Source organism: Lactobacillus intestinalis (genome assembly GCF_024397795.1).
Classification (GTDB): domain Bacteria; phylum Bacillota; class Bacilli; order Lactobacillales; family Lactobacillaceae; genus Lactobacillus; species Lactobacillus intestinalis.
In genome coordinates this window covers 127263-149569 of the sequence record NZ_CP072985.1, presented here as the reverse complement: position 1 = coordinate 149569, position 22307 = coordinate 127263, and the positions used below count along the sequence as shown (strand labels likewise).

General features: G+C 33.5%; 23 protein-coding genes. 6 read left to right on the top strand and 17 right to left on the bottom strand.

Annotated elements, in window-relative coordinates; genetic code table 11:
• Nucleotides 1-95 precede the first annotated feature (95 nt).
• From KBW87_RS08770 to KBW87_RS08745, 6 genes are all read right to left on the bottom strand, one after another.
• Nucleotides 96-1235: a serine hydrolase domain-containing protein gene (locus KBW87_RS08770; RefSeq protein WP_083478894.1), complete on the bottom strand. Its 1140-nt coding sequence runs from the start codon at nucleotides 1233-1235 to the stop codon at nucleotides 96-98.
• Nucleotides 1236-1330: 95 nt separating this feature from the next.
• Nucleotides 1331-2005, bottom strand: a complete 675-nt coding sequence (locus tag KBW87_RS08765; protein ID WP_057811510.1) for a zinc-ribbon domain-containing protein — start codon at nucleotides 2003-2005, stop codon at nucleotides 1331-1333.
• 6 nt (nucleotides 2006-2011) lie between these two features.
• On the bottom strand, nucleotides 2012-3067 hold the full coding sequence (locus KBW87_RS08760) for a hypothetical protein (protein ID WP_057811513.1): 1056 nt from the start codon (nucleotides 3065-3067) through the stop codon (nucleotides 2012-2014).
• 112 nt (nucleotides 3068-3179) lie between these two features.
• A complete protein-coding gene (locus KBW87_RS08755) occupies nucleotides 3180-4016 on the bottom strand; it encodes an SLAP domain-containing protein (protein WP_057811515.1) in 837 nt (278 codons plus the stop codon).
• A 78-nt stretch (nucleotides 4017-4094) separates the two neighbouring features.
• Nucleotides 4095-5714 carry a zinc-ribbon domain-containing protein gene (locus KBW87_RS08750; protein WP_057811518.1) on the bottom strand — a complete coding sequence of 540 codons (1620 nt, stop codon included), beginning with the start codon at nucleotides 5712-5714 and terminating at the stop codon, nucleotides 4095-4097.
• A 15-nt stretch (nucleotides 5715-5729) separates the two neighbouring features.
• Nucleotides 5730-6695 (bottom strand): zinc ribbon domain-containing protein, encoded by a 966-nt coding sequence (locus KBW87_RS08745; RefSeq protein ID WP_057811519.1) that lies wholly within the window; start codon nucleotides 6693-6695, stop codon nucleotides 5730-5732.
• Nucleotides 6696-7460: 765 nt separating this feature from the next.
• On the opposite strand from KBW87_RS08745, the gene KBW87_RS08740 reads away from it, so the two are divergent.
• Nucleotides 7461-8609 carry a glycoside hydrolase family 3 protein gene (locus tag KBW87_RS08740; RefSeq protein ID WP_057811521.1) on the top strand — a complete coding sequence of 383 codons (1149 nt, stop codon included), beginning with the start codon at nucleotides 7461-7463 and terminating at the stop codon, nucleotides 8607-8609.
• A gap of 34 nt (nucleotides 8610-8643) precedes the next feature.
• On the opposite strand, the gene KBW87_RS08735 is transcribed toward KBW87_RS08740, so the two are convergent.
• A complete protein-coding gene (locus KBW87_RS08735) occupies nucleotides 8644-9612 on the bottom strand; it encodes an Lreu_0056 family protein (RefSeq protein ID WP_057811523.1) in 969 nt (322 codons plus the stop codon).
• Complete coding sequence (locus tag KBW87_RS08730) at nucleotides 9612-10649, bottom strand: Lreu_0056 family protein (RefSeq protein ID WP_057811524.1); 1038 nt, start codon at nucleotides 10647-10649, stop codon at nucleotides 9612-9614. Before KBW87_RS08730 ends, KBW87_RS08735 begins: the two co-directional genes overlap by 1 nt.
• Before the next feature lie 223 nt (nucleotides 10650-10872).
• Between KBW87_RS08730 and KBW87_RS08725 the strand changes: the two genes are divergently transcribed.
• Nucleotides 10873-11238 (top strand): pyridoxamine 5'-phosphate oxidase family protein, encoded by a 366-nt coding sequence (locus KBW87_RS08725; protein ID WP_057811528.1) that lies wholly within the window; start codon nucleotides 10873-10875, stop codon nucleotides 11236-11238.
• Nucleotides 11239-11315: 77 nt separating this feature from the next.
• Nucleotides 11316-11765: a GNAT family N-acetyltransferase gene (locus KBW87_RS08720; RefSeq protein ID WP_057811530.1), complete on the top strand. Its 450-nt coding sequence runs from the start codon at nucleotides 11316-11318 to the stop codon at nucleotides 11763-11765.
• Here the strand turns inward: KBW87_RS08720 and KBW87_RS08715 are convergent.
• Both KBW87_RS08715 and KBW87_RS08710 read right to left on the bottom strand, forming a co-directional pair.
• Nucleotides 11762-12418 (bottom strand): DNA alkylation repair protein, encoded by a 657-nt coding sequence (locus KBW87_RS08715; protein WP_057811549.1) that lies wholly within the window; start codon nucleotides 12416-12418, stop codon nucleotides 11762-11764. The two genes, KBW87_RS08720 and KBW87_RS08715, sit on opposite strands and share 4 nt — an antisense overlap.
• An 8-nt stretch (nucleotides 12419-12426) precedes the next feature.
• Nucleotides 12427-13266 (bottom strand): MurR/RpiR family transcriptional regulator, encoded by an 840-nt coding sequence (locus KBW87_RS08710; protein ID WP_057811532.1) that lies wholly within the window; start codon nucleotides 13264-13266, stop codon nucleotides 12427-12429.
• Between the two features lie 152 nt (nucleotides 13267-13418).
• On the opposite strand from KBW87_RS08710, the gene KBW87_RS08705 reads away from it, so the two are divergent.
• On the top strand, nucleotides 13419-14102 hold the full coding sequence (locus KBW87_RS08705) for a ribose-5-phosphate isomerase A (protein WP_338108171.1): 684 nt from the start codon (nucleotides 13419-13421) through the stop codon (nucleotides 14100-14102).
• Nucleotides 14099-15079: a Gfo/Idh/MocA family protein gene (locus KBW87_RS08700; protein WP_057811533.1), complete on the top strand. Its 981-nt coding sequence runs from the start codon at nucleotides 14099-14101 to the stop codon at nucleotides 15077-15079. Before KBW87_RS08705 ends, KBW87_RS08700 begins: the two co-directional genes overlap by 4 nt.
• A 59-nt stretch (nucleotides 15080-15138) precedes the next feature.
• On the opposite strand, the gene KBW87_RS08695 is transcribed toward KBW87_RS08700, so the two are convergent.
• From KBW87_RS08695 to KBW87_RS08680, 4 genes are all read right to left on the bottom strand, one after another.
• Nucleotides 15139-16506 carry an FAD-dependent oxidoreductase gene (locus KBW87_RS08695; protein WP_057811534.1) on the bottom strand — a complete coding sequence of 456 codons (1368 nt, stop codon included), beginning with the start codon at nucleotides 16504-16506 and terminating at the stop codon, nucleotides 15139-15141.
• A gap of 155 nt (nucleotides 16507-16661) precedes the next feature.
• Nucleotides 16662-17528, bottom strand: a complete 867-nt coding sequence (locus tag KBW87_RS08690; protein WP_057811535.1) for an aldo/keto reductase — start codon at nucleotides 17526-17528, stop codon at nucleotides 16662-16664.
• Nucleotides 17529-17809: 281 nt separating this feature from the next.
• The gene (locus KBW87_RS08685; protein WP_057811553.1) at nucleotides 17810-18325 is read right to left on the bottom strand and encodes a GNAT family N-acetyltransferase; all 516 of its coding nucleotides are present in this window, start codon (nucleotides 18323-18325) and stop codon (nucleotides 17810-17812) included.
• Nucleotides 18326-18457: 132 nt separating this feature from the next.
• Nucleotides 18458-18802: a hypothetical protein gene (locus tag KBW87_RS08680; protein WP_255807326.1), complete on the bottom strand. Its 345-nt coding sequence runs from the start codon at nucleotides 18800-18802 to the stop codon at nucleotides 18458-18460.
• Nucleotides 18803-19024: 222 nt separating this feature from the next.
• Between KBW87_RS08680 and KBW87_RS08675 the strand changes: the two genes are divergently transcribed.
• Nucleotides 19025-19294 carry a hypothetical protein gene (locus tag KBW87_RS08675; protein WP_057808752.1) on the top strand — a complete coding sequence of 90 codons (270 nt, stop codon included), beginning with the start codon at nucleotides 19025-19027 and terminating at the stop codon, nucleotides 19292-19294.
• A gap of 4 nt (nucleotides 19295-19298) precedes the next feature.
• Here KBW87_RS08675 and KBW87_RS08670 read toward each other — a convergent pair whose 3' ends face one another.
• From KBW87_RS08670 to mtnK, 3 genes are read right to left on the bottom strand one after another with little or no spacing between them, the layout of a single operon-like run.
• Complete coding sequence (locus KBW87_RS08670; RefSeq protein WP_057808751.1) at nucleotides 19299-19952, bottom strand: L-fuculose-phosphate aldolase; 654 nt, start codon at nucleotides 19950-19952, stop codon at nucleotides 19299-19301.
• Between the two features lie 16 nt (nucleotides 19953-19968).
• Complete coding sequence (locus KBW87_RS08665; protein WP_057808749.1) at nucleotides 19969-21021, bottom strand: s-methyl-5-thioribose-1-phosphate isomerase; 1053 nt, start codon at nucleotides 21019-21021, stop codon at nucleotides 19969-19971.
• 11 nt (nucleotides 21022-21032) lie between these two features.
• Nucleotides 21033-22262 (bottom strand): S-methyl-5-thioribose kinase, encoded by a 1230-nt coding sequence (mtnK, locus tag KBW87_RS08660; RefSeq protein ID WP_057808747.1) that lies wholly within the window; start codon nucleotides 22260-22262, stop codon nucleotides 21033-21035.
• Nucleotides 22263-22307: the final 45 nt, after the last annotated feature.

Here is a 22307-nt window from a genome sequence, read left to right as displayed (position 1 = left end):
TACAAAATCATTTTAGCATTCCAGTTTTACAAAAAAATTACAAAAGAAATACCGAAGCATCAATACTTGAAAAAGTTTGTGCTTCGGTGTAAAAATTATCTATTTACAAAAGTATTAGACTTAATTTTCTTTAGAATCCGATAACCTGCATCTTTATTTTTATTCTTATCTTGAGTTTGATTCAAGAACATAACTATTCCATTTTGATTATCAGAGGTAAGTTGAATCCAATTGGCAAAATGAGTATCTCCAAAATTGCCATACGCCATTTCAAGTTTACCTCCACGTCTCATATAAAGTCCACCAGAATAAGTGGTATCTTTTGCTTTAGCCTTTAAATGGGTCATGTACTTAAATTGCTTTTTAGTCAGGATCTTACCATTTTGCATCCCAACTAAAATCTTGTAATAATCCTTAGGACTTGAAAATACATCACCCGCTCCTAATAATTGAGTTGTAAGCCCCTGTGGTGCATATTGTGGGTCCTGATAATTTCTTCCATAACGATAAGTATACGAAATAGCATCTGTCTTACCCTTAGGTATTTGATTATACATGTAAGTTTGCTTCAAATTAAGAGGTTTAATTATTCTACTCTTTAAATTAGAAGCATATGACTTTCCCGTGGTCTTTCTAATAATGCCAGCCAACAAAATATAATTAGCATTATTATAATTAAATTTACCAGGACGCTGCTCCGATTGAGAATTTATCTTATTAATAATCCAATTTAAAGCTCCATTTTCAGAGAAGTTAATTCCATTATTCACTTCAGTTCCTATCACTGTGATTCCTGAAGTATGAGTCATTAAGTTCCCTACGCTAATCCGGGATGCATTCTTTAAATTGGGATACCAACGAGAAATTTTAGTATTTTGACTAAATTTTCCTTTATAAATTAGTTGAGTAATCATGGTAGCTGTTATTGATTTTTGTAAAGATCCTAATGGATATACTAATTTGCTACTTCCTGCTCCAATTCGACGTCGATAATATCCATAGCCATAACTTACTTGTTGAGCTTTCCCATCTTTAACTACAATCATACTTCCACGCAAATGATATTTTGCCATGGTATTCTTTGCATATTGTCGCAACGTAGTCTTCTTTTTATTAGATGTCTTTTTTACTTTTTTACTAGCTGCATAAGTAGGAGCAGAACTAGCTAAAGGAGCTGATAAAAGTAGCCCACTTGCTAGAGTAGCTACTGTGAATTTAGTAAGTAATTTATTTATCTTCAATTTTTAAAACCCTCTATTCTCAATACATCACTCACTATTCTAGCATTAAAATTCTTTCGCAGATAATATTTATACCAAAAGTTGTTTTTTTATAAGTTTATCTTTTTACTAATTTTTTGAGCATCTCTTTTATAGACACTATGAACAACTTTTTTAGCTAAATCTTGAAATTCAATTGCTTGGCTAGCCCCTTTTCTACTATTAATAAAAGTTATTCTGGCATTTTCAGGGTTGGTCTTATCCGATACCACATATCCTACAGCAGGACTTAGGACATAAACTGTTCCAGCGCTAGGCGCTTTGACTTCGTAATTTCCAAAATCATATTGAGGATAGGATGCAATGGTTAAACCTTCATTTTCTGCATTATTAAATACATTGTTCCATGCTGGATCATCAGAAAATTTTATATGAGCATATGCAATTGTAAAAGCTGCCGCTTCTTTAGAGGATATATTTCTATGATGAGCATACCTAACATTTTCAGTTGTTTTAGCTCTATTTTTATTACTAATCAGGGCCGATGAACTAGCCTGATTGCTACTTTGCGTTTGGAGAGTAAAAAACACCACCCCACCTGCTGCTAACAAAATTGTTCCTGCCGCAATGATTAAACAATTTCGCCGAGTTTTCCTATTCTTATTTGTTTCATGGTTATTAGAAGCTAATTTTCTAATTGAACTATTTTTTAAATTAGCTCCACAATGATTACAATATTTATCATTTTGACCTACTTTAGTTCCGCATTTTGGACAATACTTCATTATTTTTTACATTCCTAACTTCTTCATTAGTTCATCGTTGTGGTTTTTATATTTATTAGTGAAGCGCGCCGCATCGGTTGGATTTTTAAAGAAAATTCCTGCGGGTCCTGTAGATCCACTCATTAAGTATTGAACTCCATCAATAGTATCTACACTGTAATTTTGAGTATCAATTCCATAATTTTGTGCAGGAATATAACTCACCCCATCCGGGGTACTTTCGCCAATTAACTTACCATAATACTTTTTGCGAAATTCGTTTAATCCTTTTTCACTATTAGGCATCTTTTTAACTTTATAAATAGTCTTTCCATCAACAGCATTATTGGTAATTTGAACTCTATCACCTAGTTTTGAAGCAAATAATCCAGCCGCATACCAAGTTCCTTGTAATTTCGATGAAATAGAAATAGGTTGAAGATTTCCGTTATCATTGTTTGGTTTGCTCTGTTCTCTTGAAGCATGAGATCGCAAAGATTGCTGTGCTTGAGAACTACTCTGCTTTTCACTTTGGGTAGCCATTTGAGTCTCAAGATTCATATTTTCACTAATCTTTTTTGCAATTGACAGTTTTCCTTGCTTTTTAACAGTAGTATAAACTGCCTGCAAATTAACATGCCCCAATTCTTGTTGAGTATCGCCAAATGTTACACTTCCTTGGCCTGGACGCTTATCATTACTAAACGTCAAAGCCCCTTCTTTATTTATAATGTATAGAGATTGAGAATTTTCAGGCTGAACAGTATAATTCTCAAATTTATATTCTTGGTAGCGATCAACTTCAAGAGTTCCTACTAGTGAATTTTGATAAATTTCATTCCAATTTTGATTATTACTATATTTCAAGTGAGCGTATTCAATGGCTAACCCCGTAGCTTCCTTAATAGTTAAATCTGCCACAGGATTATTTTTAGATGATATTTTACTTAATGAGTTTTTATGAGTTACAACCACTTTATGATCTTGATGATTAAAATAAAAAAGTCCCAAAAATATCACCAATAAAATTAATACAACAACGATTAAACTTGTTAATAATGTTTTTTGTTTTTTAGTATTCATTCTTACTCCAGATCTATTATTTCTACACTTTCAAGGTCTATTCTACTACGAAAAGACATCTTAATAACAATAAAAAAGCCCCAATAAATGGGGTTAATTGACCTAGGGAATATTAATTTTCAGATTCATCCGTGAAAGTTATTTTATTAGCTAATTTCTTAACTTTAGACATGTTATTTACATCCTCTAACATTTGATAATCATAGACGCGAACTGGATCACTCATATCCTTGTCAAAAAACGAAACCAATCTTTGCCCTTTTTTATCTTGATAACCAATGCCGATGCCTTTTTCAAAAACATAAATATAATTCTTACCTTTTGCGGTAACTGTCGCATTCCCAAAAGTATAACGTGGAAAACGTCCAATATTATAATTGTTATTGCTTACATCGTCATAAACACTCTGCCAATTGCTATCTAACTTAGAATCATCGTTGCGATTTGCATAAATTAAACTAAGCGCTAAAAGTTGTTTAATAGTCAACTTTGCTGCTCGCTCTTTTAAAGAAGAATTTGACGTTTGAACGGTGGAATTAGTTGGCGCATTTACCATTTTAATCACTTCATAGCCAATTCCTGTCAAAATAATAATTCCCACTACAGCAAAACAAGCTATCAAAATTTTCATTCCAACACTCATTTTCATGAATTGAGATTTATTTGCTGAAGTTGGCTGAATTATTTGTTTATTTTTAGGTGCTATTCTTTCATCAATGTGGCCGTAATTAGTATCCGATTTTAAAATCCAAGAACTTTGATCTCCCACTCGATAAAAGGTCCTCCCATTAATTTTTTTGACTTCAAAAACTGTCAACTTTGTACCGTTTTTTTCAGTCTTATTCTGTTGTTGACCTTGTGCATTATACAAATAAGCTGGTGCACCATTTTCAGTCATCACAATAATTGTATCTTTAAATTGTGGATCGGTTTTATGATTCTTATCCATTTTTCCTCCCCTTCTTATCTATTTATCCAAGAAAAAACTACTGCTAACCTCGTTGACCTAGCAGTAGTTTTATAGATATTAATCGTCAGAATCTTCATTATGAGAACTGATTAACTTACCATCACCTATAGTTTTAATAAGATAATCGTCCCCATCTTTTTGTAAGATTCCCCCCGTATATTCAACAATTTGTTTCTTAGTGTAATCATCATAATTCAAAGTATAGGTAACCTTATAGTTAACCTTGCTTTGATTACCTTTAGCAGGATAGATAGATTCAATAGAAACATCTGTATCATAACTGTTAATCTCATCTGATTTATCCCAACGATCATTTTGTTGTTTGATTTGACCGTACCACTTATTGTCAGAACCATTCACAAATTTATCATCATTTGGATCTTCATAAGCATCACTCAACAAATCATTGGCATCATCTTTTGAAATTAGGCCCTTCCATTTAGGAGTAACCACATAAGAACCGTCTTGTTTAGTAACATCGGCACTGTTTTCATTACTTGCATCATCAGTGTAATCGTCATCCTCGTCACCTTCGCTGGTGAAATCACCAAATGAATCAGACATATCAGTTACAAGTTCAGACTTGGTACCATTATAAAGAACATAAAGTGCCATATTACGAGTAATTGGATAAGATTTAAACGTTATCTCTCCATCGTTATCCAGCGTACCAACTTTTTTATCATTAATATATACTTCACCATTTGGAACACTCTTCACACTAAAAGTTTGAGTTTCAATATCCATATTTAAGGTCTTATTTGCCCAAATATTGCTAGTTGAAGTTGCTGATAAAGATCTCCCTTCAACCTTGGAGTTAACCGCAAAATGATACTTACCTGGAAATACGAGACTTAATTTCTTATAGTACTTACCATTGTCTCCACTTAGTTTTCCAATGCTCTTGCCATTCATGGTAACTGATGAATCACCGTGATTGGTTTCTACTTGAGGTTGATAAGTCTTAACTTGTAATTGATATTTAGGGAAAAACAACAAGTAGTGTCCATTTTTAACTAAAGAGATATCCGAATTTGGATCAATTCCATCCTTCAAATTTTGATTCATTTTAGTAACTGAAGTTTGGTGTTCTTGATAATAGTTCTGAAGTGGCTTAACTGTCTCAGCCGTCACTTTCATTGCAGGAGTATCCGGAACTACATATTTGGACATATCTTCTTTAGGATTTCGTAAGGTTTCAGTAATTTTATCAATCTGGTTATTTTTACTGTAATGGTGAGTTCCCCAAGCATAGAAGATGATAAATACCACGAATGGTGCACTTACAGTTGAAATAATAATTTTAGTTTTCTTGGAAAGTGGCTTATGTGGTCGCGGTTGTGTACTTCTCGATGGAGTAGGCTGAGTAGAATTTTCTTTTTGTGGAGTTTGCTTTGTCCTCACGTTATACCCACAGTTTGGACAAAATTCTGCACCTGGCTTTAAAGGATGACCACAATTTGGGCAAAACACTTGCGCTTTCGACCTCTTAGGAGATTCTGGAATTTCTTGTTTCTTTTCACTAGCCGATATAGGTGCATCTTTCTTTTCAGTTTTTGGAACTTGACTTTGTTTATCAGCTTTCTTACTAAGTTTAAAGCCACAATTTGGACAAAAGTCAGCATCAGATTTTAATTCAGCACCACAGTTTGGGCAAAATTTTTTCGCTTTTTCCACGATCTCTCCCCCTCTTTATAGTCCTGGAATCGAAGATCCGATTTGAGAAATAAGTGTAGCGCCCATAATAGAAACAAAGATTAAGCCCGCAACAGCTTGTAATACCATGAATAACAAAAATCCATAAAACTTATCATGTACAGGATTAGGATCACCGAGAACTACTACCATTAAAGCAAGTTCAAACACACTTACAGCTAACCATAGCATCAAAACAGATACGGCAATACCTGCAGGTCCCATAATTAACATAAAGAGGAAATAAACCACTATAAAGATTGCAGCTAAATTGCTGGTATGCACAATATGATTAGTAAATTCCATAAAGTCTTTACTTTTGCCATAAATAACTTTATAAGATAAATGAGCAGCCAAAATAACAATAGCTTCAGCTAATGCAATAAAGAAAATAATTTCGATAGCTGTACCAAAAGTAAAATTGGCTGATGAACTCATAAAGTTTGTACCACCAAGCATAGAATCAGCGGCACCAGCTACTCTTTGCTCCCCAATAAACATCCCTAGACCAATTAAAATATCTTCTACCAATAAGGTGACCCAACCATACCATCTTTCACCTTGCTGATCCGCAAAAGGATGTTTCCAAGAATTTACAAACCATTGCCACATATTATGAGCATCAAAATTTTGAACGTTTTGAGTAATATGTTGTCTCATTTGAGCACCAAGAGGTTGTTGATTGCTATTTGAATTAGAATCAGCAATTTTTTGAGTATTTTGAGTATTCTGAGTATTAGGATTAATACCTGTATCATTGGTGGAACTAGATTGATTATGCCCAACATTTCCATCAGTGGAAACAGTTTGTTGATCATTTTGTTGAGGTGCATCTTGAGTAGAAACCGATTGCGCCTTTTCCACTTCAGAATCTAATGGTACATTTCTTAAATCAGTACCACAATTAGTACAAAAATTTACATCTTGGTCCATTTTAGAACCACAATTTGGACATGCTTTCATTTCATTCTCCTCCATATATATGTCTCCACACCATTTTAAGCTATAGATCCAGATAAAAAAACACTAAATTTAAATTTTATATAAAAATAGTTAATTTTTCACTAAGAAGCTGGACTTTTGTGCAAATATTACTATTTTTGATAAAAATTTCCTTCTAATCACCTCAAAATCGATGTAATTAGATAGAGAACTTTTTAAATTTATTCAAATAATCAAATTCAATGCTAATCCTCAGATTCTTTCATTCTTTCAATTGTTACAATTCGAGGAGTGGTATTAATTCCATACTTTTTAGAAATATTGTTAGAAGGAAGGATAATTTTTACCTTATCACCATTTTTAGATCTTCAGCTGTGGATACCAGCTTAGGATGTGTCTTTTCCATGTAATTAGTAACAATATCTGAAAAAACTTTTCGCAATGCGCTATCATGTTCAGCATAATCTTCTAATTGTTTAGATGCAGCAGTCTCTTTATAATCATAAGCATCTAAAAAAGCACTTGGATGATTAATTAAGTATTTTGCTCCTGGAGAATTAGGATCAGCAATTAGGACAGAAATTCATTTATACTATATCCTCCATTTTCCACTTACTCCCAAAAACCAAATAAAATATTATTTAACTTTTGTTTAAACATTTTTAGTATAGTTTTTCAATTTAAATATTACAATACTCTCCTTTTATCGCATTTTTTATAATTAAGAGCCTTTTTATCAAAACTCTGTTGCGGTACACTAGTAACAGAATACATGAGGATAAATTAATGAAGAAAAAGATATTACTTATTACATTAATAGCTGCTGGATTAGCTCTCGCTGGCTGTAGTCGGCAAATAAAAAAAGCATCTCGACCATCACCCAAGACTAGTCAATCTTCTAAGAAGAAAGTTTCTAAACCTGATAGAATTACTCAAATGATGAATAAAATGACTCTTGATGAAAAAATTGGTCAGCTCTATTTTGCTCATAGTACAGATAACTTTGATCAAATGAAAGCGAATATTTCTAAATATCACTTAGGAGGAACTACTCTTTTTGGTCCGGACTTTAAAGATCGTTCCAAGACTCAATTCAAGCAAGAAATGCAAACATATCAAAGTAATAGTTCATACGGACTCCTGATCGCGACCGATCAAGAAGGAGGAACTGTTTCACGGATTAATACTAATTCAAAAATTTCAACCAGAAAATATCCCAGTCCTCAAGAAATTTATCAAATTAAAGGATTAAATGGAATCAAGCAAGAAGATAGTAAAGTCGCTAGAATTTTACGAGAAAATGGTATTAATATGAACTTTGCTCCAGTGGCAGATGTAGCCCGAGATAGGCAAAGTTTTATTTATGATCGAACACTTGGGCAAAATTATGAAGTAACTGCAAAATATATCCCGATTGCAGTCGATGCTATCCAAAGTCAAGGAGTTGCAAGTTGTTTAAAGCACTTTCCGGGTTATGGAGATGCAGCTGATACTCATACCGGCTTTGCTCAAATCAATAAACCTCTCACAAAATACGAACAAGAGGATCTTCTTCCCTTTAAGGCCGGAATTGAAGCAGGTGTAGACAGTATTATGGTTTCTCATATTGTAATTAAAGGTCTCGATCCTAACCTTCCAGCCTCTCTTTCTCCTGTAGTTCATAAATTGCTACGAAAGAAGTTAAACTATCAAGGGCTAATTCTCACTGACGATTTACAAATGGGAGCCATCACCCAATATGCTAAGAAGCATAATACAAATGCTGATGTTCTTGCTTTAAAAGCGGGCAATGATATGCTTTTAGGCGGAAATTATCAAACTGGCATCCCTGCCATTAAAAAAGCTATTCAAACTGGACAAATTAGCACTAGCCAAATAGATCATTCTGTGAGAAGGATTTTCTTACTTAAAGAAAAACTAGGTATTTTGAAGTAAACAAAAAGTCTCCAAATGGAGACTTTTTTGCTAATTAAATTCCTTGCGTAACCAGTTTTTTAGCCAACTTATCTACATAAGCTTTTTGCTCACTTGTTTGATAATACTTTTCAGCTAAATCTGAAATAGTAACATGGATTGTTTTCTGAGGAGCATCTGCATTATCTTTTGCTCCTATTGGATCAAGATACTTAATAATAAGTTCATCGCCATTTAGCTTAAATTGAGTTTGACTCACACCATCGCCACCAAGTTGTAAAATATAATATCCATTCTTGTACTTCAGATCTTGAGTATGGTTCTCATAATTAAAATTAACGTCTTGTTCAATATCTGCAGAATGACTCAATGCTGCAAAAATAGCCAGTTGCCTAATAGAAAAATTAGAATTAAAGCTCTTACTATTATCAACTTTTTGAAATTCATTCCAATTTTTCTTTTTTACTTCTTTATAGGCAGTTACAGGGTTAACCGTTCCCAACACCTTTTTACCATCAGATATAGTAAGTGTGGAATCACTATTTGCTTTATTTTTATTGGTAGAGAACACTACTTTATTGTTGATTACATAAATGTAATGATCTTTTTGAGCCGCGATATTTACACCGTTTAAGTTGTAATGAGTATGTCGTTGCACCATCAAATTTCCATGAAGAGCTTGGTGATATACTTTATTCCATGAGGGATTATTATAATGCTGATGTGTATATACAATTGTCAAATCTGCCAATTTTTTCTTGGGCATTTTATTTACAGCTGTAATTTGCTGCTTGTTTTCATACAACTTATATGTAAATATCCCACCAACAACTAAAATAATTACTGAAACTAATAGAATCCACCATTTTTTTGAGTTATGTGTTCGAGACTTGGAAGACCTGGTGGGCAATGAAATGGATGATTGAGACGTCTCTTTTTTATGAGTCAAATTTTGACCACAATAAGGGCAAAATTTTGCAGCCGCATCTAATTTTTTACCACAGTTAGGACAAAATTTGGTCATTAATTTTCTCCTTTACTGGTAGCATTTACCTTTGCATGATACTGTTGTTGATCTAATAACTTGTTGGCCAAATCATCAACTTTTGCCTTTTGTTGAGGAGTTGAATAATATTTAGCTACTAACTTAGATAAAGGTACTTTTTTAATCACCATTGGGGATGAAGCCACACTACCTCCAGTCAGATCATTATGTTTAGTTATTAAAATATCTCCTTCACGCTTAAAATCTACAATTGTAGTATCGTCTCCATGTCCATCAATAAAATAGTCACCGGTTTTTTTATTATAACCATAACACATGGTTCCAGTAAGAACAGTAAAATCTTTTGTTTTTGCAGTTTTGTTTATACAATCGGTCACCCAACTTTCATCCCCACCGCGGTAAAATCCAGCGAGCACAGCTAATTGTTTAACTGAAAAATTAGGAATAGATTCATTTGATGAGGTTGAAGCAGAGGCTTTCTTTTCACTATTAGATCCCCTCTTGGAATCCCTAGTGCTATTATCATTTCCACCATTATTGATACTCTTAGTCATCCCTTTAATTTCATCAGAATAAGAAGCAAATTTTTCCTTTAATTCAGACTTTGAATTGACAGTCGTCCCGTCACCGGTAACTTTGACATCATCATCTTCTACTTCCACATCAACACTTCCGAATTTATTAGTTAGAGTGTAAGTAGTATCAGATTTTTTGTCGGCAGTTAAATCCCCGTCACTTAAATCTTCTTGAACATCGTCCACTAACTCTGCATTATTTTTAATATGACGACTTTGAACATAATTATCATGAGCATAAGCCATGTATCCCATCAACATCCATTCATCAGTCGAATATTCATCACTTGAACTTGACTGCTCACTTTCTGGATTATCATTTTGATTATTATGTTCATTCTTTTTAATACTTAAACCAACTGCATTTTGTTTATCCTGTTTAACAGGCAAAGCTTGCTGTCTTTTATTGAAAAAGATTCCCAAACATACTCCGACTACAACTAAAGCTAAAACAATACTCCAAATCGCTTTTTTCTTCATTTTTATCCTCCTGTTTTTTCTTCACTCCAGTTTTCTATTCTACACCCTTTCTTTCTTGCTCCATCCTTTAGTTAAATCTATAAAGCATATTATTAGCTATTTCTATCCAATAGCATATATAATATTTGTAGAAAAGTTTATTTTCTTGATCTAAGTCAATTATTTTGGCAAAAATAGCTAGTATAATTAACTTAACAAAGATGAAAGAAAGGAAAATTCACTCATGAAAAAATTAGATTCAAACACTTTAAACCAACACCAAAAAGACTTCTTCAAGGATCATTTAGCATACCTTTCAACTGTAGATGCAAATGGTAATCCTCAAATTGGACCTAAAGCTTCAATGAAAGTTCTTGATGATAATCATTTACAATACCTTGAAAAGACCAAGGCACATGCTTATGAAAACTTAAAGAATGGTTCAAAGGCAGCAGTTGTAGTTGCTGATGTTCCTACTCACACCAATGTACGTATCATTGGTACTGCTCATATTCATGAAGATGATGACTATCAAAAGAAGATCGCAGCTGAAGGCGGCGCACCAAATGCTTACGTAGTTGACATCGATATTGAAGAAATTTACGAATAATTTCTATAAAATTAAAAGCAGCTTGCAATTGCAGACTGCTTTTTTATTATTCATAAAAAACGTGAGGAAGCCTATTAATGGAAATCAAAGAAATCACCCAAAATAAAAAGTCCTATCTTTCTTTATTGCTGCTAGCTGATGAACAGGAAAACATGATAGATGAATACTTAGCTAAGGGTAAAATGTATGTCTTATTTGAAAAAGATATACCAGTTGCAGAATGTGTTGTCTTAGCGCATGATAATGAACTCGAAATTATGAATTTAGCTACAGATCCTCACTTTCAAAAACAAGGATATGCAAAAAAATTAGTAAGTTTTATTGAAGACAACTATCGAGCTACTTACTCTACACTTATGGTAGGAACTGGTGAAAGCCCATTAACTTTACCTTTTTATCAAAAGCTGGGGTTTGAAACTTTTGATCGAAAGAAGGATTTCTTTACAAACAATTATGATCACCCTATTTTTGAAGAGGGACATCAATTAGTTGACATGATTATGCTAAAAAAGACGCTAAGCAATTAAAGATATTTGCTTCCTTCTTTAATAGAAAGTGGAGCCATATTATCTTGATGAATTTGAATAAAGTCTTGTACCCAAGTTGGATCTGTTTTTGAATAATCCCGAAGTGCCCAACCAATCGCCTTATTGATAAAGAACTCCTCTTGATCCAGATTATTTTCAAGGATAGTATTAAGTAATTTTACATTCATATTCTTTTTACGAAGTAATTGATGTTCAATAGCTACCCGTCTTAACCAAAAATTCGAATCTCTTGACCACTCAAGCATCACTTTATCAACTCGTGAATCTCGTAAACCTAATTTCCCAATAGGTTTAATTAAACTATCAATCGTATCCCACCAAGATTTTTCTTCTACAAATTGACGAATTTTATCCAAATCTTCAAACTGTAAATACTTTTCTAATGCAATCAAATAGTCACAAGCAAAATATTGCATTTCGCGATGAGAATCTTGCCAAGCTTGTTTAAGCAATTGCCAATCAATTGTGTGTTGCTGTTTTTCCAACAGCAAGTCTTGATGATAAATTACCTTTCGTGCGAGGCTTTGATACCCATAAAAATCAAACTTATTTCGCATATAACGCTTCATTTGAGTTGCTCTTTTAGGATCTTGATTTTCTTCAAACTTTTTCTTTAATTCTTCGTAATTCATTTTCATCCTTAAATCTTTTGATTAGAAATAATAGCTTCATGTTTTTTAATATTCTCAATTCTTTGATCATTTTTAGAGATGAGAATTAAATATATAGCTTCGATCATTGTAAAAGCAGATACCCGAGAAAAGTAATACTGAGTCTGAAGAACCGTTTGCCGTGCTGACGTCTGCAAATGATAATCTGCCTCCAGAGCAATCGGAGAATCGGATCTATTAGTTAAAGCAATAATTTTCATACCATTTTCTTTGGCAACTCTAATTTGTTTCAATAAAGCTGCAGATTCGCCAGAATTTGAAATTATCAATAAGCAATCTTGAGCGGTTAAATTTATCGTTTGAGCAATCGCAGTTTCTACACTTCCACCCGAGGACATGGCAAAAAGACCAATTTGATTAAATTTATATACGGCATCCGCCGCTACAGGATAGGTATCCCCTTCTGCGCTAATTTGAATTACCCGACTGTGAGTTAATAAATTTAGCACATCTTCAAACACAGAACTTGAAACATTTCCTAAAGTCGCCTCAATTTCGGCTATTTTATTATCTTCAATTTGCTTTAAGCCGCTTTGTAAGTTATCTTTTCCGATATCTTGTAAAGAATGGCTTTTTTTATTGCCATCGGCTTGAGCTAATTGAATTTTTAAATCATGAAATCCCGTTAAACTAAGATTATGACAAAAACGAGTAACTGATGCATCACTAACATTTGCTTTTTTAGCTAAAGCAGAAATCGTCATGTTTACAATGTGAGCAGGATCTTCCAAAATTACATGAGCAATTTTTTGATCACTTTGAGACATAACTGGTAACTTGCTGTAAATTTTATCGACAATATTTGTCATACTTTCACCTCAAATATATTAGTTCTTCTATTATATCATTTGTAAATAAATTTCATAAAATTTGTATTTATAAAAATAATTTTGAATCGCTATTGACTGTAAATTGTTTTCAAGCTAATATATTTTATGTAAATTAATTACATGATTGGACGGTGATTAGTATTCAAACTATTAGCTCTTTAGCTTTTTCAAAAATTAAGCCACATATGACAGTAAGTCTTGGTGGTGGTCATAACGTATTTAACTTAGCTCAAGAAATTGCACATCATAATGAAATAGATCTAATTCTATGCTCACCTTCAGAAATAACGCGACTTAATTGTCAAAAATTAGGATTGAAAGTAGTTAATCTAAATCAAATATCTCATATTGATCTTGCTTTTGATGGCTGCGATAGCGTTGATTATAATTTTAATGCTTTAAAAAGTAATGGTGGCATTCATTTATACGAAAAATTAGCCAGTCAAATTAGTGATAAATATGTTTTGCTTGTCCCACGTAAGCGAATTACCAAAGAACTTACAAATAAAGTTCAACTTTGTATAGAAGTCGCTCCTCCTTGTTTAGGCCAAATTCTGCAAACTTGTAAAAATCTAAACTTACAGGCCCAAGTGAGAGAGGATAAAACGATAGCATCCTTAGCTTACACTTCTTTAGGTAACTTACTAATTGACGCTTATGCAAAAAACTGGAAGGATATTTTGAGCATTAATACGCAACTAAGTAAACAAAATGGCGTGGTTAGCACTTCCTACTTTCATAATTTAGTAACAAGTTTAATTACAACTGATGTCAAAGATAACGCAATTGAAATTAAGAAAGGTGATTTAAAATGAAAAAATATAATTGGGGTATGATCGGTACTGGATGGATTGCTCATGAAATGGCAGATGCATTGAACGCAGTTAATGGTGAGGTTTATGCAGTTGCAGACGTAAATGAAGAAATGCTCGAAAAATTCGCTAAAGAAAAGCATATTACATATACCTTTACCAATCCAGATGAAATGATTGCTGATCCAAATATTGATATTATTTATATTGCTACTCCACACACTTTTCATTATGAATATATCAAAAAGGCTTTGAATGCAAACAAACATGTCTTTGCAGAAAAAGCAATGACCGTAAACGCTCGCCAATTTGATGAAGTAGAAAAACTTGCCAAAGAAAAAGGCCTGATTTTAACTGAAGGATTTACCCTTTATCATATGCCAATTTATCAAAAAGTACTTAATTTGATTAAAAGTGGTAAACTTGGAAAAATTAAGATGATTCAAGTAAACTTCGGTAGTTTGAAAGATTATGATCCTAAAAATCGTTTCTTTAATAAAGATTTAGCAGGCGGTGCTCTTTTAGATATTGGAGGTTATGCAACTGCTTTTGCTCGAACATTTCTAGATGAAGCTCCCGAAAGTATTCTTACTACTGTTAAATTCTTTGAAACTGGAGTAGATGAACAATCAGGTATTATTTTAAAGAATACCCAAGATCAAATGGTAGTTATGGCACTTTCAATGCGTGCTAAACAGCCAAAACGTGGGGTAGTTTCTGGAACAAAAGGTTACGTTGAAATCAATCAATATCCTCGTGCTACAACAGCCGAAATCACTTATACTGCTAGTACTCATGAAGAAACTCATGAAACAATGACTGCTGGCAATAATGATGATGCACTTAAATATGAAGTTCAAGATATGCAAAGATATATTGAACAGGGACATGATGATGGTCAACTTCAAATGTCACATGATATCGCTCATATATTGACTAGTGTTCGAACTTCGTGGGGAATGAAATATCCTTTTGACTAAACGGAGGACAATAAAAAGGCGTCACTTTACGTGAGGCCTTTTTTAGTTTCAGCTTTAAGCTAAACAATCTTATAATAACCAAGAGCTTTTTGAGCAGCTAAATTAATTAAATTCCATTGACGATCGAAACTTGGTGAGAAGAAGAAGTCAGCTTCTGCCAAATCTTCCAAAGTTAATTTATATCTAATAGCTAAGCTTAAAACATTTGCTTGGCCCGTAATATCATAGGTTGAAAGAGTTGACCCACCTAAAACTTGATGACTATCTTCATTATATACAATTGAAATATAAGCTTCAGGATTGTCTTCATCTGGAATATAATCTGGTCTAATTCGATCTTTAAAGACTACTTCAACTGCATTAATGCCTGCCTTTTTAGCATTTTTAAGGCTTAAACCAGTCACTACGGCATGAGTATCAAATGCCTCCAAAACTTGCGCACCTACAATTCCTTTAAATGGACGAGATGGAGTAGTTTCAAACAAGTGTTGTACTACATATTGAGCTTCATGACGCGCTGCAATTGCGGAAGGAATTGGTACACGACGATTTGCAGGAATATCAAATGGAAATACAGCATCTCCAATTGCATAGATATCTACAACACTGGTTCTGAAGTAATCATCAGTCTTAATATACCCATTATCATAAAGTTCAATAGTTCCTTTAAGCCATTCAGTATTAGGAGTAACTCCTACAGCAATAATTACTAAATCAGTCTTAATTTTACCATGGTCCGTTTCAACAGCTTCAACTTTTCCCTCACCAGAAAAGCCAGTGACCTTATTATTCATGGCTAAGTTAACGCCATTTTTAGTTAGAACTTCGTCAAAAATATCAGTGTAAGTATCATTAAGATAATTTTCTAGAGGTTTTTTACCTGAATCAATCAAAGTTACATTCTTACCGGCCTTCGCCATTACTTCGGCAGCAGCAATTCCGTTACCAGCCCCAATGACAGCAACATTTTTGATGCTATCATCCTTTTGAGCTGCATCAATCTTTTTTGCCCAATCGTAACCGCGCATTAAATAAATATTGTCTAAATCCGCACCGGGAACGTGCAAACTTGCTGGTTCAACTCCTGATGAAATAATTAACTTATCATATTTAAAATCTTTAGTTTCACCAGTGTTTACGTCCTTAGCAGTCACTGTATTTGTATAGGTGTTAATTTCAGTGGCTTCTGTATTGTTATACATATGGCCACCTCTCCCCTTCAAATCTTCAGGTCTGAAGTTTCTTACATCGTTAATACCTGTAGTCTTTCCTTCCAGATATAATTTCATTCCACATGACATAAACGAAACATAATCTGATTTTTCTAGCAAAATTACATCAACATTATCATAGCGATTTAAGATTTCAAAAGCTGCTTCATGGCCGCCGTGTGATCCACCGATAATAACTACTTTACGCTTTTCCATGAAAAAACCTCCTCAATATTATTCTTGATACCTTAAACCTATCACTTCCTAACTACAATGTTAATAAAAATGCTTAAAAATTTCGAAACTAACTTCTTCTTTAAACAAAAAATGAGAGCCTCTTATTAGCTCTCATCATAGAAACTTTATTTTGATTACATTTTTCCGCCAAAGACTGGGAAAATTCCTGCTTTACCATAGTCGACAGGTGTAAATTTCTTAAGCTTTTCCATATCCTCATCGCTAATTACAAAATCAATTTCTGCATTACTCTTCATGTGAGCCGGATTAGCAGACTTTGGCAAAACAACGCAATTAAGTTGCCAATCATAACGAATACATAGTTGGGGCACACTTACACCATATTTATCAGCCATTTTCTTAATTTCTGGATTATTTAAAGCAGCTCCATGAGCGATCGGTGAAAATGCTTCAACTACAATATCATTATCTTGACTATAATCAATTAAATCCATTGGAGTTTCACCAATATGAATCAAAATTTGATTAACAGCAGGTTTAGTAGAACTGTTCTTAATCAAATTATCTAAATCGTCCTTTTCAAAACTAGAAACACCAATTGTGCGCAGTTTTCCTTCTTTAACTGCATCTTCCATAGCACGCCAAGTTTCAAGGTTACCTTCCAAGTGACGATCACTTGATTGATTTACTTCATTCCAAGGTTGAGGATTATGAATAATCATCATATCAAGGTAATCTAAGTCCATTTTTTCTAAAGTTTCATCAATTGAATCCTTAGCTTCTTTATAATTTTTTATTTCTGCAGCAACTTTTGAATTAATAAAAATCTGATCACGAGCAATTCCAGAATTTCTTACTCCTTCACCTACTCCATGTTCATTACCATAAGCTTGAGCAGTATCAATATGACGATAACCAATTTTAATTGCTTCTTCAACAGCTTTAGGTGTTTCAGAATCAGGAATTTCCCATACACCAAGGGCCATCTTAGGAATTTTTAAACCATTATTCATTGTTAAAGTTTCATCAAAAATAGACATAAAACCATTCCTTTCTCATTAGCCTCATTATAAAGTTAGCCCTATTTAATATCCAAGATTTATAATGCATTAATTACTATAAGTTTTATGCATAAGTTTTGCCCCCACGTATGTAGGGAATACGATTTTGTAAAAATCCTATAATTACAATTTACAGGATCATCCCCACATACGTGAGGAATACTAATAAAATACTGTCCTTCCAGCATTTTATTTTTATTATACCTTCAAATTTATTTAACTTCTATCAGGATTTTAATAATTCAAAAATATTAAATTTACTACAAATTCAACTCATATGCTAAACGGTCTGGATCTTCATCTTCATTACGTTGAATAATTCCACGATATTCAAAACCATTGTGAGTGGCTAATGCCTGCATGGGAGCATTCAATTTATGAGTATCGACACGGAAATTTGAAATACCTTGAGCATATTTTAAACTAATAATATTGGATAAGAACATCTTCCCCAATCCATCACCTTGGAAATCTTTACTAAAGCAAATTCGGTGAATCGTTGCATAATTTTCGAGCTCATTCTTCCAAGCTCCATCTATTTCTTGATATGTAGGCTCAATTCCCACAATCACTGCAGCATAAGCAGCTACCTTATTTCCAACTATAAAAACATATCCGCTTTTATTTTTAATATCCTCAAGAATGCTTTCTTCATTTGGATAACCGTTTTGCCATTGAGTACTGCCAGATTTTTTCAAAAAGTCCTTGGCATTATCAATAATTTTCATAATTGAGATTAAATCATCATTTGTAGCTAAACGGGTATATTTTTGCATTTTAATCTCCATAGTGTGAACACTCCTGGTAGAAACAATAGTCTTACAAGCTTATTTTCTTAGTATAGCAAAAACGGAAGACATTAAGTTAATGCCTTCCGTTTTCTTTTGAATCAAAAGTATTTAAAACAATTAGTCTTTTACAACATCTTTAGTGTTCAACCACTTGTTTGATGAAACCTTAACGATCTTCTTGCCGTTAACTTTCTTAACATCTTTTGCAGTAAAAGTTGAACCCATCTTGACAGTCTTTGAAGTCTTCTTAGCATCCTTGTTGTAAACTGCAACAGTTTGCTTCTTAGTATCTTTGACAGTTACGAAAATCTTTTCGCCCTTCTTAATGGCTGGATCAGTTGGAGCAATTTCGGCAACACCCAACTTTGGAGCATTGAAAGTAGCAGCACTAACAGTTGAACCAACACCTAAAAAACTAACAGCAAGAACTAAACTTGAAACAACTTTAACTAACTTCTTCATTTTAAATACCTTCGATTCTAAAACTCTTCATTTCCTCTTGACAACTATATTACATAACATTCGTTATTAAACGCAAGCATTTTTATAAAGAAATAAAAAGTGGCCTAAAGCCCGATATCATGGGGTTTTAAGACACTTTTGAGGTTAAAAAAGATAACGAATAAATAAAATAATTTTGTTATTTTCACGGTATAATGAGTTTATCTAGAGGAGGGAATTAAATTGAAACTCATTTCACTTAATCAAGCTGAAAAACTTTTAAAAAAATCTATTAAAACCAACAAGCCACGAAAAATTGCATTCTTAACTAAAAAGAAAGATCGTTCTTTAGCTCTTGAAACTGCAGCCGATTCTTACTTTTTAACAGAAAAAGGATACTATAATCAAGTCAAAGAATTAAAATTCGACAATCTAGAAGATAAACATATAGTGAACGCCGCTTTCAAACGTGAATTCCCACGTAGCCATTGGGTATATTTAATCGAAAAATAGAAGTTTACTTCTTATCTTTTACCTGCCCGTAAGTTTCAAATTTCTTCTTTACTGCAGCCATTTCTTCTTTAGATAAAATAACTGGATTGCCAATACTTGAAGCACGAATATATAACTTACACATCATTTCAATATTGCGCGCAATTCCCATGGCAGAATCAATATCTTTTCCAATTGCCAGCAAACCATGATTTGCTAGAAGAATTCCTTTATTCTTACCCATTACGCGATAAGCTTCTTGGGCAATTTCAGAAGACCCATAAATTTTATAGTCAGTGCAACGAAGCTCATCCCCAATATCAGCCATAATGTAGTGCAATGGCGGAATATTAATTCTTAAGCAAGCACAAGCAGTTGCATAATCAGCATGAGCATGGACAACTGCACGTACTTCTGGATTATGACGATAAAAAATGCTATGCAATTCATACTCACTAGATGGCTTTTTATCGCCTTCTAATACATTTCCATCCAGGTCCATGACCACTACATCTTCCAGCTTAGTCTTAAAATAATCAATTCCCGAAGGACTAATTAACATAACTTTCTTTTCAGGAATATAAATGCTGAGATTACCGCCAGTTCCAGTGGTTAGATTATTGGTAATCATTTGCTTACCATATTCTACAATCTTTTTACGTTCTTCAATATAATCCATTATTTTTCCATCCTATTTAATAAAAATCTTCGCCACCAAGCTTAGCATATGATGCCAAATCATATGGTGAAAATACTCCGCGATCAGTTACCAAAGCATTGATCAAATATGGAGGAGTAATGTCAAAGGCCGGATAAATCGACTTTACACCGTCCATCGTGTATTTCTTTCCTTCAAACTTCAAACTATCTTCTGGGTCCCGCATTTCAATTTTAATGTCTTCATGACTCTTCTTATCTTGATCAGGAATTTCGGTAGGGAAATACGGAACTCCGACGCGATTGCAAAGAATGGCATTTTGTTTAGTTCCAACCTTATTTACTAAATAGCCATCCATCGTCACTGAATCTGCAGCTGTCGTAAAGATATCAATATCCCCACGTTCAAGTACAAAGTTAACCATATTGTCGGGTACCATAGTAGTTTCAAAACCACCTTCTTGAAAACAACTGGCTGTCAATTTTGCCCCTTGGAAGAATGGTTCAGTAGCTGTGTCATAAGCTTTCAAAGTCTTATTTTGTTTCTTGGCAGCTCGAATAATACAACCAATAACTGTTTCGGCGTAACAGTGAGTAAGAATACTTGAGTTGTTAGAAAGCAAACTTACAAAGTTGTCGCCAATTTTTTGTTCGGTTGCATATCTTCTGTTTAATGAATCAATCGTATCATTGAAAGCAGCTTCAACTGCTGATTTCCCTGCTTGAAGAGCTTTTAATTGTTTATCTAAAGCCCGATGCGTGATAGCAGAATAACGGTTGGCGGTAGTAGGACGCGCATTCCCCAATTCATCAGCAGCTTTAGTCAAAAACTCAACTTGCTCTTCTTCTGGCATATTTTTACATTGATAAGCTGCAAGTGCCATCCCCATTCCAACTGCAGTAAAAGGACCTGCACTTTGGGTCACCATATCTTGAATAGCTTTAATTATCTCATGATAATCCGTATAGATCACAAATCTTTTTTCACACGGAAAAACACGCCGATCTAAAATTCTTACTTTTCCATCTTCATACCAAGCTACATTCTCATATCTTAGAAGAAAAGGCATTCCTTCATCTTCACGCTTCATTTCATGCCCTCCTATTTAGCAATCATTTCATCGAAAATTTGATCAATATCAGCAACAATTTCTTCACCATTATTGTAAACCGAGCGATTCATAATCAAATTACTCCCAATTTTAACAAAGATTTCCATTACTAAGTTTTGTAAATTCTGATCTTCAATATCAGTAATTTCAAGAACTTTAGAGTCACCTACTGTTCTTCTAATAATCTCAGTCCCCGCATAGCCTAAAGTATCATTTTCTACATTGCGCAGGTAACTATTCTTGAAGCCCCGTTCTTTATAGAATGGAAACTTCACGATCTCATCATACTTTTTAGCCATTTTATTAAATGTCATATCAAGAACTTGAGCAATAGTCTTTTGAAGCCAAACAATAAATTCTTTATTACCTTTTCCTTCCTTATTTAAATATGCTTTTTGAACCACATATGGGAAAATCAAGTTTCCGATTACATTTCCGATGTCATATCCCATTGGTCCGTAAAATGCAAACTCACTATCAAACACGCGAATATCTGATTGATTGATAAAAATCGAGCCACTATGTAAATCACCATGCAAAAGGGCTTGCGCATTATTCATAAAGTTATTCCGTAGTTTGCCTACTTCAACCTTAAGTGAAGAATTTTTATAAAGATTTTGTTTAATAAATGGCAAGATCTTATCATCAAAAACGTTTCTCCCTAAGTAATTATAGTAAGGTTCAGTCAAAACCAATTTTTCAGTAATGTCACATGGACCCACATTCACGAAGTCTTTAACCATCTTTTTCTTTTCGATTCGATCCATTACTAAATCAGTTGTTGGCAACAAAACATTTGTCATAAAACTTGAAATTTGATCAGCAAATTTAGGAAAAATCTTCTCTTTCTTCAGTTCATAACGTAAATTCTTGAAATCTGCTACATTTTCCATCAAAATGACATGCATGGTTTCATTATAATCATAAACTTCAGGAACTTGACCTCCACTTAGCTTTCTTTGGATTTCTAAAGTGCGATCTTCAATATGACCACGATGTTGGTCTAGAGGATTGCCCGACGTTCTGATAGTTTTACCAGTTTGTTTTAAAATAAGCGACTTTTTACCATCATCCACTCGATAAACATGATTAATATTTCCATCGCTAACTTCTTTGATGTTTAACTCACTAGCCTTTTTGTCCCCAAAGAAGTCCGTATGATCAACTACATATTGTTTAGCGTCATCTAAATCCAAATCAAAGTATTTACTGTAATCCATTTTTGAAATAATTCACCTTGATAATTCTATTTATCTTGTAACACT

Bases quoted from the DNA above. Each gene is read 5' to 3' on its own strand.
- KBW87_RS08765 (WP_057811510.1), bottom strand. From the start codon at position 2,005: ATGAAGTATTGTCCAAAATGCGGAACTAAAGTAGGTCAAAATGATAAA.
- KBW87_RS08760 (WP_057811513.1), bottom strand. From the start codon at position 3,067: ATGAATACTAAAAAACAAAAAACATTATTAACAAGTTTAATCGTTGTT.
- KBW87_RS08755 (WP_057811515.1), bottom strand. From the start codon at position 4,016: ATGGATAAGAATCATAAAACCGATCCACAATTTAAAGATACAATTATT.
- KBW87_RS08745 (WP_057811519.1), bottom strand. From the start codon at position 6,695: ATGAAAGCATGTCCAAATTGTGGTTCTAAAATGGACCAAGATGTAAAT.
- KBW87_RS08740 (WP_057811521.1), top strand. From the start codon at position 7,461: ATGAAGAAAAAGATATTACTTATTACATTAATAGCTGCTGGATTAGCT.
- KBW87_RS08735 (WP_057811523.1), bottom strand. From the start codon at position 9,612: ATGACCAAATTTTGTCCTAACTGTGGTAAAAAATTAGATGCGGCTGCA.
- KBW87_RS08730 (WP_057811524.1), bottom strand. From the start codon at position 10,649: ATGAAGAAAAAAGCGATTTGGAGTATTGTTTTAGCTTTAGTTGTAGTC.
- KBW87_RS08725 (WP_057811528.1), top strand. From the start codon at position 10,873: ATGAAAAAATTAGATTCAAACACTTTAAACCAACACCAAAAAGACTTC.
- KBW87_RS08720 (WP_057811530.1), top strand. From the start codon at position 11,316: ATGGAAATCAAAGAAATCACCCAAAATAAAAAGTCCTATCTTTCTTTA.
- KBW87_RS08715 (WP_057811549.1), bottom strand. From the start codon at position 12,418: ATGAATTACGAAGAATTAAAGAAAAAGTTTGAAGAAAATCAAGATCCT.
- KBW87_RS08710 (WP_057811532.1), bottom strand. From the start codon at position 13,266: ATGACAAATATTGTCGATAAAATTTACAGCAAGTTACCAGTTATGTCT.
- KBW87_RS08700 (WP_057811533.1), top strand. From the start codon at position 14,099: ATGAAAAAATATAATTGGGGTATGATCGGTACTGGATGGATTGCTCAT.
- KBW87_RS08695 (WP_057811534.1), bottom strand. From the start codon at position 16,506: ATGGAAAAGCGTAAAGTAGTTATTATCGGTGGATCACACGGCGGCCAT.
- KBW87_RS08690 (WP_057811535.1), bottom strand. From the start codon at position 17,528: ATGTCTATTTTTGATGAAACTTTAACAATGAATAATGGTTTAAAAATT.
- KBW87_RS08685 (WP_057811553.1), bottom strand. From the start codon at position 18,325: ATGCAAAAATATACCCGTTTAGCTACAAATGATGATTTAATCTCAATT.
- KBW87_RS08680 (WP_255807326.1), bottom strand. From the start codon at position 18,802: ATGAAGAAGTTAGTTAAAGTTGTTTCAAGTTTAGTTCTTGCTGTTAGT.
- KBW87_RS08670 (WP_057808751.1), bottom strand. From the start codon at position 19,952: ATGGATTATATTGAAGAACGTAAAAAGATTGTAGAATATGGTAAGCAA.
- KBW87_RS08665 (WP_057808749.1), bottom strand. From the start codon at position 21,021: ATGAAGCGTGAAGATGAAGGAATGCCTTTTCTTCTAAGATATGAGAAT.
- mtnK (WP_057808747.1), bottom strand. From the start codon at position 22,262: ATGGATTACAGTAAATACTTTGATTTGGATTTAGATGACGCTAAACAA.